The sequence below is a fragment of the Pseudomonas sp. LBUM1651 genome, from assembly GCF_059716135.1.
The window spans coordinates 3,145,492-3,161,159 of sequence record NZ_CP166805.1; the positions used below are offsets into that span (position 1 = coordinate 3,145,492).

General features: G+C 59.7%; 12 protein-coding genes. 7 read left to right on the forward strand and 5 right to left on the reverse strand.

Annotated features, from left to right (window positions below; all coding sequences use genetic code 11):
• The first annotated feature begins 98 nt into the window (after positions 1–98).
• Positions 99–1,151: an aldo/keto reductase gene (locus tag ACA066_RS14600; RefSeq protein ID WP_497695472.1), complete on the forward strand. Its 1,053-nt coding sequence runs from the start codon at positions 99–101 to the stop codon at positions 1,149–1,151.
• Between the two features lie 153 nt (positions 1,152–1,304).
• On the opposite strand, the gene speB is transcribed toward ACA066_RS14600, so the two are convergent.
• Both speB and ACA066_RS14610 read right to left on the reverse strand, forming a co-directional pair.
• On the reverse strand, positions 1,305–2,264 hold the full coding sequence (gene speB, locus ACA066_RS14605; protein WP_497695473.1) for an agmatinase: 960 nt from the start codon (positions 2,262–2,264) through the stop codon (positions 1,305–1,307).
• Positions 2,265–2,283: 19 nt separating this feature from the next.
• The gene (locus ACA066_RS14610; RefSeq protein ID WP_497695474.1) at positions 2,284–3,375 is read right to left on the reverse strand and encodes a polyamine ABC transporter substrate-binding protein; all 1,092 of its coding nucleotides are present in this window, start codon (positions 3,373–3,375) and stop codon (positions 2,284–2,286) included.
• Between the two features lie 101 nt (positions 3,376–3,476).
• Here ACA066_RS14610 and ACA066_RS14615 point away from each other — a divergent pair, with 101 nt between their 5' ends.
• From ACA066_RS14615 to ACA066_RS14625, 3 genes are all read left to right on the forward strand, one after another.
• Positions 3,477–4,370 (forward strand): LysR family transcriptional regulator, encoded by an 894-nt coding sequence (locus ACA066_RS14615; protein WP_497695475.1) that lies wholly within the window; start codon positions 3,477–3,479, stop codon positions 4,368–4,370.
• Between the two features lie 269 nt (positions 4,371–4,639).
• Complete coding sequence (locus ACA066_RS14620; protein ID WP_497695476.1) at positions 4,640–6,112, forward strand: nucleobase:cation symporter-2 family protein; 1,473 nt, start codon at positions 4,640–4,642, stop codon at positions 6,110–6,112.
• Between the two features lie 56 nt (positions 6,113–6,168).
• On the forward strand, positions 6,169–6,642 hold the full coding sequence (locus tag ACA066_RS14625; protein ID WP_497695477.1) for an LEA/WHy family protein: 474 nt from the start codon (positions 6,169–6,171) through the stop codon (positions 6,640–6,642).
• 82 nt (positions 6,643–6,724) lie between these two features.
• Here ACA066_RS14625 and ACA066_RS14630 read toward each other — a convergent pair whose 3' ends face one another.
• The gene (locus ACA066_RS14630) at positions 6,725–7,648 is read right to left on the reverse strand and encodes a carbon-nitrogen hydrolase family protein (protein WP_497695478.1); all 924 of its coding nucleotides are present in this window, start codon (positions 7,646–7,648) and stop codon (positions 6,725–6,727) included.
• A gap of 84 nt (positions 7,649–7,732) precedes the next feature.
• Here ACA066_RS14630 and ACA066_RS14635 point away from each other — a divergent pair, with 84 nt between their 5' ends.
• Entirely contained in the window at positions 7,733–8,641 is a 909-nt protein-coding gene (locus ACA066_RS14635; RefSeq protein WP_497695479.1) for a LysR substrate-binding domain-containing protein, read from the forward strand.
• 9 nt (positions 8,642–8,650) lie between these two features.
• Here the strand turns inward: ACA066_RS14635 and ACA066_RS14640 are convergent, their stop codons facing one another.
• The gene (locus ACA066_RS14640; protein ID WP_007937833.1) at positions 8,651–8,902 is read right to left on the reverse strand and encodes a hypothetical protein; all 252 of its coding nucleotides are present in this window, start codon (positions 8,900–8,902) and stop codon (positions 8,651–8,653) included.
• Positions 8,903–9,067: 165 nt separating this feature from the next.
• Here ACA066_RS14640 and ACA066_RS14645 point away from each other — a divergent pair, with 165 nt between their 5' ends.
• A complete protein-coding gene (locus ACA066_RS14645; RefSeq protein ID WP_497695480.1) occupies positions 9,068–9,385 on the forward strand; it encodes an ElaB/YgaM/YqjD family protein in 318 nt (105 codons plus the stop codon).
• A gap of 152 nt (positions 9,386–9,537) precedes the next feature.
• On the opposite strand, the gene ACA066_RS14650 is transcribed toward ACA066_RS14645, so the two are convergent.
• A complete protein-coding gene (locus tag ACA066_RS14650; protein WP_497695481.1) occupies positions 9,538–10,578 on the reverse strand; it encodes an Ldh family oxidoreductase in 1,041 nt (346 codons plus the stop codon).
• A 182-nt stretch (positions 10,579–10,760) separates the two neighbouring features.
• On the opposite strand from ACA066_RS14650, the gene ACA066_RS14655 reads away from it, so the two are divergent.
• Positions 10,761–15,617, forward strand: a complete 4,857-nt coding sequence (locus ACA066_RS14655; protein ID WP_497695482.1) for a dermonecrotic toxin domain-containing protein — start codon at positions 10,761–10,763, stop codon at positions 15,615–15,617.
• The last annotated feature ends 51 nt before the right edge of the window (positions 15,618–15,668 follow it).

Sequence of the window (15,668 nt, forward strand, 5' to 3'; positions counted from 1 at the left end):
AAAAGCGTCTTGACGAAATATATGACTGGCATCATCTTTAATACATGTCACACGACATTTATATTCAGTCGCCGCGTCTTTCCTTCAGGAGTCATCCCATGCATTACAAAGTCTTCGGCCGAAAAACCGGCTTGCGTGTCTCGGAACTGGCGCTGGGCGCCGGTAACTTTGGTACGGGTTGGGGCCATGGCGCCGAGCGCGATGAAGCCAAACGCATATTTGATGGCTACCTGGAGGCCGGCGGCAATTTCATCGACACCGCCAACGGTTATCAGGGTGGCCAGTCGGAAGCCATGCTCAGCGAGTTCATTGCTCCGGAGCGTGATCGCCTGGTCATCGCCACCAAATACACTTTGGGGACTACGCCCGCTGCAGGCATTTCCCACACAGGCAACAACCGCAAGAACATGGTTCGCGCCGTGGAAGAAAGCCTGACACGGCTCAAGACCGATCACATCGACCTCTTCTGGGCGCACATGAGCGACGGTGTCACGCCCATGGAAGAGATCCTGCGGGGTTTCGATGATCTGGTGCGCGCCGGCAAGATTCATTACGCCGGCCTGTCGAACTTCCCGGCGTGGCGCATCGCCCGGGCCGACCTGCTGGCCGAGGTGCGCGGTTTTGCGCCGATTGCCGCCATTCAGGTCGAGTACAGCCTCGCCGAACGCACGGCCGAACGTGAGCAACTGCCAATGGCCGAAGCGTTGGGGCTGGCCGCAACCTTATGGTCGCCGTTGGGTGGCGGGTTCCTGACTGGCAAATACCGTTCCAGCGACGAGAACAACCGCGCCGCCAAACTGGGCATGCTGGTGCACGCCGAGAAAAGTGCCCGCGAAACCGCCCTGCTCGACACCTTGCTCGCCGTCGCGGCGGAGCTCGGCGCCAGCCCGACGCATGTGGCCATTGCCTGGCTGCGGGAAAAAGCCAAACGCTCGACGACCGCGCTGATTCCGATCCTCGGTTCGCGCACGCGTGAGCAGCTGGATGCGACGTTGGGGGCATTGAATGTGCAGGTGAGTGCGGAACAGTTGGCGCGGCTGGATGGAATCAGCGAAGTGGCAATGGGTGTGCCACATGAGTCCATTACTGGTTCGTTTGCACGGTTTAGCGGGGGTGAAACCCTGGATCTGCCGATAATTCCGGTCGCCTGAAAAAGCATCGCGGGCAAGTCGGATCGCCGCCCGCTCGCTCCTACAGGTTTTGTAGCGTTCACACATTTTGTGATCGACCAAATCCTGTAGGAGCGAGCGGGCGGTGATCCGACTTGCCCGCGAAGGCGTCATCACTGACAACGCCAATCTGTTTTACCGATCCACCTTATGCCTCGCCGCATACAAACACAGCATCTCCATCGCCAATGTCGCCGCCGCCAGTGAGGTAATGTCCGCACTGTCGTAGGCCGGCGCCACTTCAACCACGTCCATCCCCACCAGATTGATCCCGCGCAACCCGCCGAGGATTTCCAGCGCTTGCACCGTGCTCAAACCGCCGCACACCGGCGTTCCGGTGCCGGGGGCGAAGGCTGGGTCGAGGCAGTCGATGTCGAACGTCAGGTACACCGGGTTGTCGCCGACCCGTGCCCGAATGGCTTCGACAATCGCATCCACCCCACGGCGATGCACTTGCCGCGCATCCAGGACCTGAAAGCCCTGATGATCGTCATTGGTGGTACGCAAGCCGATCTGTACCGAGCGCGACGGGTCCACCAAACCTTCCTTGGCCGCGTGCCAGAACATCGTGCCGTGATCGACGCGCTTGCCCTCTTCGTCCGGCCAGGTGTCGCTGTGCGCGTCGAAATGGATCAGCGACAGCGCTCCATGTTTACGGGCGTGGGCCTTGAGCAGCGGGTAACTGATGAAGTGGTCGCCGCCAAACGTCAGCATCGCGCAACCGGCATTCAGAATGTGCTCGGCGTGGGCCTCAATACTTTCCGGCACCGACTGCGGCGAGCCGTAATCGAAGTCGCAATCGCCGTAGTCGATCACGGCGAGGTGATCGAACGGATCGAACGCCCACGGCCAGTGGCGTTCCCAGGCAATCCCGGTGGACGCAGCGCGAATGCCACGTGGTCCGAAACGCGCGCCGGGACGGTTGCTGGTGGCGGTATCGAACGGCACGCCGCTGACGGCCACATCAACACCGCGCAAGTCGCGGCTGTAGCGACGACGCATGAAACTGGTAATGCCGGCGTAGGTACTTTCGGCGGCAGTCCCGTAGAGGCTGTCGCGGGTCATGGCCTGATCGTTTTGCACTGGGACGTCCATCAGTTTCTCCTTGTTTTAGTTATTGGCGGCTACGGAAAGTGGTCCACAAACGGGTGCGCTGACGCATGTCCTTGAGGCTCATGCTGCGGTCGGCGTACAGCCGTTCGCGCACATCGGCGAGCGGGTAAATATCCGGATCAGTGCGCACCGCCTCATCCACCAGCGGCGTGGCGGCCTGGTTGGCCGTGGCAAAGAACAGCGTATTGGTCAGCGCCGCGACAGACTCGGGGCGCAACATGAACTCGATGAAGGAGCGGGCAGCTTCGGGGTGCGGTGCATCCTTGGGAATCGCCAGGTTGTCCTGCCAGACCAGCGTGCCCTCCTTCGGAATCCGGTACGCCACTTCGTAGGGTTTGTTGGCCTTGCGCGCCTGATCGGCGGCCATGCTGGCGTCACCGTTGTAGGTCAACGCCAGGCAAACGCTGCCGTTGGCCAGGTCGTTGATTTGTCGACCGCTGGCGACGTACAACACATTCGGCTGAAGCTGATGCAACAACGCCTCGGCGGCTGACAGATCAGACTTGTCGGTGCTGTAGGGATCCTTACCAAGATAGTGCAGCGCCAGGCCGATCACTTCCTGCGGCGAATCGATGATCGCCACGCCGCAATCTTTCAGCTTGCTGGCGTATTCGGGTTTGAACAGCAAGTCGAGGCTGTTGAGCGGCACATCCGGCAAGCGCTTTTTCACCGCTTCGACATTCATCCCGAGCCCCAAAGTGCCCCAGGTATAGGGCACGCCGTAGCGGTTGCCGGGATCGACCGCGGCGAGTTTTTCCAGCAAGTCCGGATCGAGGTTGGCGTAGCCCTTGAGGCCTTCGTGGGGGATCGCCTTCAGCGCACCGGCCGCCAACCCGCGCGCCAGCACGCTGGACGACGGCACTACCACGTCATAACCACTGCCGCCGGTGAGCAGCTTGGTTTCCAGGACTTCCGAGGAGTCGAAGGTGTCATAGCGCACGTGAATGCCGGTTTCCCGCTCGAAGCGTTGCAAGGTTTCCGGCGCCACGTAATCGGCCCAGCTGTAGAGATTGACGACGTTCTCCTCGGCCTGAGCCGAGACCGCCATGGAAAGGAACAGTGCGGGTAAACACAGCTTGAATGAAGGACCCATGACGAACACCTGACCAGAGGAAGTGGCTGCAGCATGCGCCGTCGGATACATTGGAAAAATACCAAGTCAATTATCCTGACTTTATTGCGGAGTAATGTTTGATGCTCGGCCAGCTTCACGATGTGGATCTGCAATTGCTGCGTCTGTTCGTCAGCGTGGTGGAATGCGGCGGTTTCAGCGCGGCCCAGGGTGAGCTGGGCCTGAGTCAATCGAGCATCAGCCAGCAAATGGCCAGGCTCGAAACCCGGCTCGGTTATCGGCTGTGCAGTCGCGGCAAGGGCGGATTCAGGATCACCCCCAAAGGCGAACAACTGCTGATCGCGACGCGGGGTCTGTTCGAGTCCATCGAAGCGTTCCGTCATCAATCCAATGGCGTGGCCGGCCGCTTGATTGGCGAGGTGCGTCTGGGGCTGTCCGAAGCCGTGGATCAATCGGTGCTGCAACGAGTGGCCGAGGCGATCCGCCGCTTTCGCGAACGCGATGAGTCGGTGCGCATCGAGTTGATCAGCGCCATGCCTGGTGAAATGGAGCGCTTGCTGCTGCAACAACGGCTGGACCTGGCGATCGGCTATTTCTCACAGGTGCAGAGCGCGTTTGACTACCGCGAACTGTTCAGCGAAACCCAGCACTTGTATTGCGCTCCCGGCCATCCGCTGTTCACCAACGATGCGCCGGACGATCACGCGTTGCAGGCCTGCGACCGGGTGGATCACCCTTACCGCTTTCTGCGCAGCGATGAGCCCTTCCAGGGAAAGCGGTGCTCGGCGCGCTCGGAACAGGTCGAAGGCACCCTCGCTTTCATCCTGTCCGGAAAGCACGTCGGTTATCTGCCCAGCCACTTTGCCCGCAGCTGGGAGGACAAAGGGTTGCTCAGGGCCGTGCGCCGCAGCGACATGAGTTTCGACGTGGCATTCCACCTGGCCCGCCACCGCGCGCAGGTGCCGGGGGATGCGCAGAAAGCGTTTGAAGAGGATTTGCTCGCGGCGTTCGCCTGATTCCTGCCAGCCGCGATCCCTGTGGCGAGGGGGTTTATCGGAATGCCGCACCACCCCGTTCGGCTGCGCAGCAGTCGTTAACCCATCCAACTCGGTACATCTGACGAACCGCGTCGACAGTGTTTGGGGCCGCTGCGCAGCCCAACGGGGGTAAACCCCCTCACCACAGGTTCTGTGTAAACCTGAGTTAATGTTTCGGCATACCAGTCTTTCTGGCATCCTGCGCCTCCATTTTCTGACCCGGCCGGCCTTTCGGCACGCAAACCACCATGACCGCCTCTGAAAAAGCCCCTGCCCCGCGCCACAGTGACCTGATCTACGGCCTCGACGACCGCCCGCATCTGACCGCCACGGTCTTCGCAGCCCTGCAACACGTACTCGCCAGTTTCGTCGGCATCATCACCCCGACCCTGATCATGGGCAGCGCCCTCGGTCTGCAAAGCGAAATACCTTATCTGATCAGCATGGCGCTGTTCGTCTCGGGCCTGGGCACCTTTGTCCAGGCGCGGCGGTTCGGCCCGATCGGTTCCGGTTTGCTGTGCCTGCAAGGCACCAGTTTTTCATTCATCAGCGTGATCCTCAGCGCCGGTTTCATGGTCAAGGCTCGCGGCGGCGGCACCGATGAAATTCTTTCGACGATCTTTGGCGTGTGTTTTTTCGCCGCATTCATTGAGGTGGTGTTGAGCCAGTTCATCGGCAAGCTGCGGATGCTGATCACGCCGGTGGTGACCGGGACGATCATCACGCTGATGGGGCTGTCGCTGATCAAAGTCGCCATGACCGACATCGCCGGCGGCTTCGGCGCGACGGATCTCGGCGCGGCCAGTCATCTGGCGTTGGCGGCGCTGGTGCTGGGCACCATCGTGGTATTGAACCGGGTGGACGTGCCGTTCCTGCGCCTCGGGGCGATCGTGATCGGCCTGACCTTCGGATATATCGTCGCCTGGCTCATGGGCCACGTGGATTTCGGCAGCATGCCTGACGTACCGCTGATGAGCGTGCCGGTGCCGTTCAAGTACGGGTTCAACTTCGACTGGGTGGCGTTCGTGCCGGTGGCGGTGATTTTCCTGGTGTCGCCGCTGGAGGCTGCCGGTGATCTGACCGCCAACTCGATGATTTCCCGGCAGCCGGTCAAAGGTCCGATCTACATCCGCCGGATCAAGTCCGGTCTGCTCGCCGACGGTCTCAACTCGGCCATGGCGGCGGTATTCAACAGCATGCCGATGGTGACCTTCGCGCAGAACAACGGCGTGATTCAACTGACCGGCGTGGCCAGCCGTTACGTGGCGTTTTTCATTGCCTGTCTGCTGGTGGTGCTGGGGTTGTTCCCGATGATCGGCGCGGTGCTGCAACTGATGCCCAAACCGGTACTCGGTGGCGCTGAACTGGTGATGTTCGGCACCGTGGCGGTGGCCGGCATCAAGATCCTCGCCGAAGCCGGCCTGCATCGGCGCAACATGCTGATCGTGGCGATTTCCCTCGGCATGGGCCTGGGTGTGGCGGCCGTGCCGGAGGTGCTGCGCGAGTTGCCGAAAGCGCTGCATAACATCTTCGAATCGCCGATCACCGTTGGCGCGTTGTGCGCTATCGTGCTGAATATCTTCCTGCCCGAGGAATTCATCGGGCTGGAAGAAGACGATTTCGATCCGGAAGCCTCGATTCTCCAGGTCATGGAAAACCCGGATGTGCCGGCCAAAGGTGAACCCGCCACGCCTGCGGTTGTCGCACAGTTGAACCGCTAGACAGGCTCAAGGCCGAGCCACCGGTGGTTCGGCCTTTTCTTCAAGAGAGCATGTCCATGCGCAGTGTCCACGCCGTTGTCCTTTCCCTCCTTTTATTGTCCCTGAGCGCCTGCGCCCTGTTGCCCAATCGCGACCCGCTGAACATCAACGTGGTCGGTTTCGAGCCGTTGCAAAGCCAGGACATGGAAGTGCGTTTCGCGGTGAAAATCCGCGTACAGAATCCCAATGAAACCGCGATCGACTACAACGGCGTGGCATTGGACCTGTCAGTCAACGGCCAGCCCCTTGCCTCCGGGGTCAGTGATCAGTCGGGCTCGATTGCGCGCTTTTCCGAGACAGTGCTGACCGTACCGGTGAGCGTTTCAGCGTTCTCGGTGCTGCGCCAGACACTGGGCCTGAGCCAGACCCAAACGCTGAACAACCTGCCTTATGTCTTGCGCGGCAAACTGGCGGGCGGCTTGTTTGGCACGATGCGCTTCACCGACAGTGGCAAGCTCAGTTTGCCGGGATCGACAGTCGGCACCTGGTGACTTCAACAGCGCTGATAATCCAAGCGAGCCTGTGTGGCGAGGGGATTTATCCCCTCGCCACACAGACTCGCTCCCACAGTTGTTATGTGTTGAACCGGACACCGGGTTTGGCGCGTTCATCTACGGTCAACTCGAACACATCCGGGCGCGCATAGTGGCCGACGACGTCGAAGTCGTAACGCGCGCGGATCAGGTCGTCGGTGTCGATTTCAGCGGTGAGCAATCCGCGCTCTCCCCGCAACGGCCCGGCCAGAATATCGCCCATCGGCCCGACGATTACGCTGCCACCGGCAATCAACGGCCGGTCCGCAGGCCAGTTGGCAATCTCCACCCCCAGCGCTTGCGGCGAGTCCTGAACCTGACAGGCGCTGACCACAAAGCAGCGGCCTTCATGGGCGATGTGGCGCATGCTGACCTGCCACATCTCCCGCTCGTCCACCGTTGGCGCGCACCACACTTCCACGCCTTTGGCGTACATCGCGGTGCGCAGCAGCGGCATCATGTTTTCCCAGCACACCACCGCGCCGATCCGCCCGACCTGGCTGTCGATCACCGGTAACGTCGAGCCATCGCCCTTGCCCCAGATCAGCCGTTCAGTACCGGTCGGCATCAGCTTGCGGTGCTTCGCCACCAACCCGGCCTGCGGATCAAAATACAGCGCGGTGCAATACAACGTGCTGCCGGCGCGCTCGATCACACCGATCACCAGGTTCGCCCCCGTACGCGCAGACAACCCGGCCAGCGCTTCGGTTTCCGCCCCTGGCACATCGATGGCGTTGGCGAAATAACGGGCAAAGGCTTCACGACCTTCCGGCAGGCGATAACCCAGTTGGGTGCCAAAACCTTCACCTTTCGGGTATCCGCCCAGCAACGCTTCGGGCATGACCACCAGCGCCGCGCCTGACTCAACTATTGCGTTTTCATACGAGAGGATCTGTTCCAGCGTCTCGGCCTTGCCGCCGGGCAAGGCGCCGATTTGCAGTGCAGCAACGATTGACTTGGGCATCGCGGTCACTCCGTTCACATCAGGTGTTGCTCATTCTCAGGTGCCACGGGATCATGAATAAAGCCCCTCCCACTGCTGAATGATATGAATCAGATGAATATCGCCGCCGTCGATCTCAACCTGCTCAAAGTCTTCGAAGCCTTGCATGAAGAGTCCAGCGCCAGCCGTGCGGCGTTGCGCCTGGGCGTGACGCAATCGGCGGTCAGCGCGGCATTGCGCCGGCTGCGCGAGGTGTACGGCGATCAATTGTTCGTACGCACTGGCCGAGGCCTTGCGCCGACGCTCAAGGCCAATCAGCTGAAACCGGTGGTCAGCGATGCGCTGAACAAATGCCGCCAAAGCCTGGCGATGGTCGACCCGACCGCCAATCACTACGACGGCCGCTCGGTCACGGTCGGCTTGTCAGATGACTTCGAAATCGCCTACGGGCGTCGCTTGATCGAAGAAATCGCCCGCTGCGCGCCGAAGCTGCGGCTGATCTTCCGCCAGACTCACAGTCAGATCGTCGCGCAGGCGCTAATGGAGCGCAGCATCGATCTGGCAATCACGGCCGGCGGGTTTGCCGAACGGTTGCTCAGCCGTCAGGTATTGGGTGAAGGCGATTATCTGTGTCTGGTTGACCCGATCAGTCTGGTCGCGGGACAGCAAACCCTCGACCTTGAGGAGTTCGTCACCCGTGAACATATTCTGGTGTCATCGGGTGGCTTTATCGGGATCACCGACGAAGGGCTGGCCGCGTTGGGCCTGAGCCGGCGGGTATGCGCTTCGACCACGCATTTCGCGGCGTTGCCGCATCTGCTCAAGGGCAGTCAGGCCGTGGCGACCATTCCGGCGCATGCCGCCCGAAGCCTTGCAGCGCTCACGGGCCTGGCGCTGCTGCCCTGCCCTTTGGCGTTGCCGCGTTACCCGATCGAACTGGGCTGGCGCACCAGCACTCAGCTAGATCCGGTGGTGTTGAAAGTGCGTGAGGCGATTGTCGCGATTTTTGCGTGAGGTTCAGCCTTACTTGGCCGCCATCAACCGATTGACTTCACTGCGCACCATGTTCGCGAACTCCGGAGGCGACATGCCGTCGAGTTCTGAACGGACCCATTCGGCCCATTTGCCTTTGCGCTTGGCGCGCTCGCCGAACAACCGCGCGGCTTCGCCCTTGGCTTTGCCCAGGTTGTTTTGCCAGAGTTCGAACAGACGGGATTTCTCGTCTTCAAGCGCCGCGCGCTCGGCAAGGGGTTTGTCGGCCAGATTGAAGCTCATGGGGAGTTACCTGCTGCGTAAATAGGCGACATCTTACACTGTAGGAAGAAATGTCCTGCGCTGGATTTTTCTACAGGAGGGCATCCGCGCGAAAAGTCGCTGCAACTTTTTCCGTCGCGGCAGACTCCATTGTTCACTGACTATTCACCTGCAAGGAGTCACCCAATGGCCCGGAAAACCGCTGCACAAGTCGCCGAAGACCAAATCAAGGATCAGGCTTTCAGCGAACTTCAGACGCTGATCGAAGAGTCCGAAAAACTGCTCAAGAGCAGTGCGTCACTGGTCGGTGAAGAAGCAGACACGCTTCGCGGACAAATCGCCCAGAAACTCCAGCAGGCACGGGACTCGGTAACCAGCGTTCGAGACCGGACCCTGCCGGCGGTCGAAGCCACTGAAACCTACATTGGCGGGCATCCATGGCAAACCGTGGCAATTTCCGCCGGTTTTGGATTGGTTGTTGGTTTGTTGCTGGGCCGACGTTAAGCGGCCCCGCTTTCTGTCGTGAACTGATCCGCTTTTTTGTAGGAGCGAGCTTGCTCGCGATGGACTCCAAAGCGCCGCGTTTATCCAGTAAACACGCGTTATCGTTAACGTCCATCGCGAGCAAGCTCGCTCCTACAGTCAGTGCTCTGCAATCAGAGCCCCGCCAATTCCCGCAAATTCGCCAGCGTATCCGCATCAAGCGCAATCCCACCGGCTTGTGATTTCGCCCGCTGATAGTGACGTCGATCACCCGGCAACCGCTTAAGCCCCACACCGTGCATTTGCCGCACCAACTCCTGGCTGCGCTCGGCAAAGTTCTGCCCGGCGGCCTTGCTCGGATCGATCACGATCAACAGTTGGCCGGTCCATGGTGTTTTGGCACCGGGGTGGTTTTTCCAGTCAAATTCGAAGGAAAAATTGCCGCCGGTCAACGCCGCCGCCAACAGCTCCACCATCATCGACAGCGCCGAACCCTTATGCCCGCCGAACGGCAGCAACGCCCCGCCTTCAAGAATCGCTTTCGGGTCCTGGGTCGGCTGACCGAGGCCATCCACACCCATGCCAGCAGGCAAACGCTCACCCTTGCGTGCGGCGATCTGCACATCGCCATGGGCGATGGCACTGGTGGCCAGATCGAAGACAATCGGATCACCGTCCGCGCGCGGTGCGGCGAAAGCTATCGGATTGGTGCCGAACAGCGGGCGATCGGCGCCATGCGGCACCACGCAGGTCATGCTGTTGACCACGCTCAACGCCACCAGCCCTTCATAGGCGAACGGTTCGACGTCCGGCCACAACGCCGCGAAATGATGAGAGTTACGAATCGCCAGCACCGCAATGCCGGCACTGCGGGCCTTTTCCACCAGCAAGGCACGGGCAGCGGCGAGCGCCGGTTGAGCGAAACCGTTGCCGGCGTCGACCCGGACAAAACCCGACGCCACGTCCTCGACCACCGGCACGGCACGGCCATTGACCCAACCGCTTTGCAGCGTCGAGACGTAACCGGGAATACGGAACACACCATGGCTGTGGGCACCATCGCGTTCGGCACCGGCGCAGTTGAGGGCCAGTGTCCTGGCGACCTCGGCGGAGGTGCCGTGACGAACGAAAATGCGTTCGAGCAACAGGACGAGAGAATCAAAATCCAGGGTTGAGTTGGCCGAACTGACTGCCATTTCAGGCGAAGCGGTCATCTGAAGCTCCAGTTTTATTTTAGAGGCGGGCGACACGTCGATTAAGCGCTTTCTTACCGGCGTCCTGTCAAGTCTCTCGCGCAAGCAATATGTACCGCACCCCGCGTTTTCCCCGCCCGTATTGTTGCCCCTCGACCCAACGACCTGCGCTGGACAACGTCGCAGCCCATCGAGGACACATCATGACAACACCTGCACTGCCGTATTTTTTTGACGAGGCCGAGCGCGCATCCGCTGCCAGACAACCCGGCGAACGGGAAAACGCGCTGACCTTTAACCTGGACGATCTGAGCTGGCTGAAGACGGTTTATCTACCGACCCAGGCTGCCCGCAAGACTCATGTAAAACCGATGCACGCCTACCGGCTGCTGTTGTCTTTGCCAGGCAAGACCGGCATCCCATTGGCCGGCGCTTTTGCCATGAGCCGGCCCGACGATGGCGAGGTCACGCTCTACACACCGTGGAAAGGCTTGATCAAATTCGCGGACATGGACGACCTCAAAAGCAAACTCAAAGAGTGGTTGTTGCTGGCAACCGGGAAACGTGAACTGTTGCGCTTCCTCTCCATCGAACAACGCCAGCCCCTGGCCGCCGCCCCTGCACTCGACATTTCCACCAACGACATCGAAGGTGCAGTGTTCGAAGACCAGGAGCTTGTCCTTAAGCAGCAGCAGGAACAAAACATCAAGGCGATGGCGGGCGAGCTGGTCAAGATGCCCACCTTGCAATCGATGCTGGACGATACCCTCAAGCATGCGCTGCTCAAGCCGTTCCCCAAACTGGACCAACGCCTGACTCGGCTGAAGAGTTTTGTCAGTACGGGCTCCGCGTTCGATGACCGCGAAACGGCCAATACAATTTCCTCGATGTCACTGAGCGAGGCCCTCCTGCATTTTTACCTGACGAACCAGTGGCCGACGGGCGACTCCAGGGTATTTACCCATCCCGAGCACGGCGTCAGCAGCGATACCGACAACCAGACATGGGAAAGCGCCGTAAACGAGATCGCGCAAAGTTTTACGCCTCACCTGCAAAGCCTGCTCGAGACGTTCTGGAACACGCCCATGAGCAATGGCTTGTCGCGCCTGACTTTTTTCACCGACGGCGTGCGCGACACGTTTCACGCGCGGCTTTTACACCAGCGCCAGCAGGGTATTTTGACGGCGCAGGAATACATGCAACTGATGAATGTCAGCCTCGTCCCTGCCACGGGCAATCCCCTTCGCATCGAAAAAGTGCGGGTCACCGCCCCCTTCAAACATTTCGCGGAGCTGGCCTCGACTTTGATGATCGGGGGCGCCAGCACCCTGGGTTTTCTGTACAACCCGTCCCGAGGCATCGAGGCCACAAGCAACCTGCCCGCGGTGAAAAAAATCGTGCTGCAAATGCTCAAAAGCGAGGGGCATGAAGACGCGCTGCTCAATTTCATGTCGCTGGACGAACGCGGCACTTTTCTTGGGCTGGAACCGGACGATCGGGTGGTCGTGGGGGAACCGGTCATCGGCTCGGTGTTTGAAGGCGTGATGGCCGACATCATTGGTAAACAACGGCAAAACCTCAACCATGCCTTGAGCCGCTACCGTGAAAGCGAAGGCACGCTGGACCCTCACGCCTTGCTCGACAATGCTCTGGATGTCCGGGGATTGATCGATCACCGCTTGCTCCTGGCTGAAGTCGCAGGACGCTGGAGCACACGACCGGACCGACGTGTGAACGCGCGGCCGGCCACCGTGCGCGCCGAGTCGGCCAAACACGAGCTGTCGCTGTTGAACTCGGTCGAACAGGCGCTCGATCAACTTCTTGAAAAACACCCGGCCATTCCCACCAAAACCCGCACGTTCGACGAAGCGCAAAACCTCGTCAGCTCATCCCTGGCGAGTTTGCAATCCAGTTTCACCCATACCCTGTCAACGGCACTGCGCAGTGAATTGAAACTTCGCGCCGTCTCGCGCACCTTGGGTACAACGGAACAGGCGATCATCAAAACCGTACTCGATTCCCCGATTCACCTGCAGCGAGCGGCATTGAAGGGTTTTTTTCCGGACGTCTTTTCCCTGGCGTTGAAGGCCGGTGCCACGGCGACCCCGTTGAAACTGGCCAGTTGTTTTGTCCTGACTGAACGGGGAGGCCTGGACCCGGTGCACTCGGGCAAGGCCATTTTGTGGACGCCGGCACTGGGATTTGAAGCCTTTAAGGCACTGGCGCCGCTAAAGGACGAGCTCGAACGGCGCCTTAAAGACGAGAATCATCGTTCCACGCTTCTGGAAAACCTCGGCCGTAGCGAGCGGTCGCCAGGCAAGACCTACTCGCTGGCGCCACTGCAACGGGTCCATGGGCATTTTCTCGATTATTTGCAAAAGCCCTTTGTCGATCTGGACCAGACCTGCGTCACCCAAGCGTTGACCACCCCGCTCTCCCCCGCACCGCTGGCCAGTCTGCTGAATCTGGTGGCCCTGCGTGAGCCGATGACCGGGCTGCGCCGTGCGACCGATATTGCCGAGTCCCTGACCACCCAGCAAAAACTGCCGGCCTGGCTGGCCAAAGCGCCGATCAAAGAGCTGATCCTGCACGGCGAACTGCTTCAGCAATACCTTCACAACGTCAAAGACGATCAGGATTACCTCACCGGCATCCGCTCATTGCAGCGCACCGCCCACCATGAACTGGAAAAACAACTCAAGGCAGACGACTTCAACATTGATCCGGACAAGGTCCAGGTCGAGATCAGCGCGAGCCCGAGGTCGGCGTCCAGCACCCAAACCCTGACCGACTTTGCGCTGATACATCTCAAGGACCTGGACACGGTCTTTCTCAAACTGACGTCGCTGGATACCACAGTCATTCCAGAGGGCATGAACGAACGCTACATCAAAGACCTGATTCGAGACCTGAAGCCGGGTGAGCATCAGCAGAAAATCGTCAGCAACGCCCTCGCAGACACTCCGGCGAACGCGGATCGCAGGAAGCGTTTTTACACACAATTGCCCTGGCAACTGATGCACCACGCTCATGAGGAAAAACTGCAGGAGCGCCTGAGCGAAACCGGGTTTGATCTGATCCGCCAGGTCATGGACATGCCCGACGCCATCGCCCGCGCGGCAGTCGACGGTGCCCACGCAATCATTCGGCCCCTGGAGTTCCTCGGCGTCAGGAGCGGGCAAACCGTCAAAGTGCCTGGGGTCTATCTGCTCGGCTCATCGGCCGACAGCACCGCACCACAGGTGCTGCTCGCACCTCACAGCCCTCGACACGGGATAAAAGAATACGAAAACGAAACGCAGCTGCTGACAGAACTGAAGACCGGTGGCGCACTGCTCGACTGGGTCCTTATGAACCTGGAGAATCCTGACCGGATAATGCTGGAGACCCGGATGGCGACGCGCACGAACCGGGTTGCAAGAGCCACGCAGGAGACCACTGACACCCCCGTGACGGAAGTTACACTGGCGTCCCATCCAATCAAGGGGCACTTGTTCGGGCACCTGTTCAATGACAATGCCGCGTTGTTGGGCCGATTGCTCGGTTGTCAGTCCGATGACAGAAAGCAGAGTGAGTGGGCAACCATCAAGCACGTACTGGGCGAAGACCTGCACGAGGCGTATTCGTTTTTCATGGGCAAACTCGCCTACCCCGTCACGGTGTGGAACAGTTATCAGGACATCAAGCAATCCGCCGAAGACCTGCAAACGCACAAATGGGGCGCGGCCATCAGGGAATTCATCAGCGGGATCGCACAACTCGCTTCATTGCGCCAATCGTTGGACACCCACGCGCCACCGACTTCTACGCCATCCGCACCGGCACCAGCAAAACCCGACGCTCGCTGCAAATGGCAGGACATCAAGGTCACCGCCCCCGAGCGCACAGGCTTGAAGCGTCATGAAAGCCTCCATGTCGACCTGAACTCGCTGACGCCCGACTCAACGCCCGGGCTCTACGCGCATCCGACGACTAACCAACTTTACGGGCCGGTTGAAGGCAAAGTGTATCCGGTGACAAAACGCGGCAGCCGCTGGCGCATCGCCGACACACAGACGCTCGGCCCTTATCTGCGTCAAAATGTATCGAAACAATGGGTGCTCGACCGGAATACATCGACGCCGCAATTCGGCCTCATGGATCGGCTGGATGCGGCGGCAGTGGCTTGGGGTGGCATGAACATCGACGCCCATGGAATGCCGCAGATACGTCGGTTTTTCCCGCAAAAGGCACGTCAAATCGACGAAGCGCTGGACCTGGCAACGACCTATGCCTGGAACAGCTTTCGAAACCTGCAGTTGCTGAAGACATCCGACGACACGGAAACCCCCGTGCATCAACTCATCAAACGTTTCATGGATGTGCCGCAAGTGCTGCCCGCGCATGTCGAGAAACTGGAAAAAGTCGTGGGCGAGATGTTTGCCGCGTTGTTAGACCCTACTCTCAGAAAGGCCAAGTCCGATCGATTTGTCGTCGGCAGGCTGATCGAAGGTGCAGAAAGTACATTCGGCTTTATCGTCCCAAAGGACACCAAGAAGAAAATCTATCTGGCAGAAAGATTCTTCACTCCCGGTTTCGACTATTACCGCGAGCATCTTTCCGACACGGCCTTCCCGATCAACACGCATGCCCGGGCGGTGACTCTGCTGCATGAGCTTTCGCACATTGCTTGTAAAACCGAGGACATTTCCTATCTGGACCCTGGCAGGCCCTTCACTGACCTGATCGGCACGGCCAGCGTGACCGCCACTGATTTCAAGAATGCATTGACCGAAGTTCAGGACACCGCGCTTTCGATCAAGACACCTTACACACAACTGTTCATGACCCAGGATCCCGACACCGGCGAGTGGGAAGATCCGGGAAGCTCTACGTATGAAAATACTGATCGGGTCAAAGAGCATATCCTGACGTTGACCGGCGCAGAAAACCTGAGTGGTGCTCGCGAAACTTTCAAAAAAGTTTCGCTGACCAGGCTGGCGGTACAACTCGCCAATGCCGACAGCGTGGCCTGGTTAATCAGTCATCTCGGACGTCAGTTACACGTCGATACACCTTGACTCCAGAAAATAAACAGCCGTTTTGATGGGTAAATGCCATGACGGCTGTTT

Excerpts from the sequence above, each read along its gene's own strand:
- ACA066_RS14600 (WP_497695472.1), top strand. The coding sequence starts at position 99 with ATGCATTACAAAGTCTTCGGCCGAAAAACCGGCTTGCGTGTCTCGGAA.
- speB (WP_497695473.1), bottom strand. The coding sequence starts at position 2,264 with ATGGACGTCCCAGTGCAAAACGATCAGGCCATGACCCGCGACAGCCTC.
- ACA066_RS14610 (WP_497695474.1), bottom strand. The coding sequence starts at position 3,375 with ATGGGTCCTTCATTCAAGCTGTGTTTACCCGCACTGTTCCTTTCCATG.
- ACA066_RS14615 (WP_497695475.1), top strand. The coding sequence starts at position 3,477 with ATGCTCGGCCAGCTTCACGATGTGGATCTGCAATTGCTGCGTCTGTTC.
- ACA066_RS14620 (WP_497695476.1), top strand. The coding sequence starts at position 4,640 with ATGACCGCCTCTGAAAAAGCCCCTGCCCCGCGCCACAGTGACCTGATC.
- ACA066_RS14625 (WP_497695477.1), top strand. The coding sequence starts at position 6,169 with ATGCGCAGTGTCCACGCCGTTGTCCTTTCCCTCCTTTTATTGTCCCTG.
- ACA066_RS14630 (WP_497695478.1), bottom strand. The coding sequence starts at position 7,648 with ATGCCCAAGTCAATCGTTGCTGCACTGCAAATCGGCGCCTTGCCCGGC.
- ACA066_RS14635 (WP_497695479.1), top strand. The coding sequence starts at position 7,733 with ATGAATCAGATGAATATCGCCGCCGTCGATCTCAACCTGCTCAAAGTC.
- ACA066_RS14640 (WP_007937833.1), bottom strand. The coding sequence starts at position 8,902 with ATGAGCTTCAATCTGGCCGACAAACCCCTTGCCGAGCGCGCGGCGCTT.
- ACA066_RS14645 (WP_497695480.1), top strand. The coding sequence starts at position 9,068 with ATGGCCCGGAAAACCGCTGCACAAGTCGCCGAAGACCAAATCAAGGAT.
- ACA066_RS14650 (WP_497695481.1), bottom strand. The coding sequence starts at position 10,578 with ATGACCGCTTCGCCTGAAATGGCAGTCAGTTCGGCCAACTCAACCCTG.
- ACA066_RS14655 (WP_497695482.1), top strand. The coding sequence starts at position 10,761 with ATGACAACACCTGCACTGCCGTATTTTTTTGACGAGGCCGAGCGCGCA.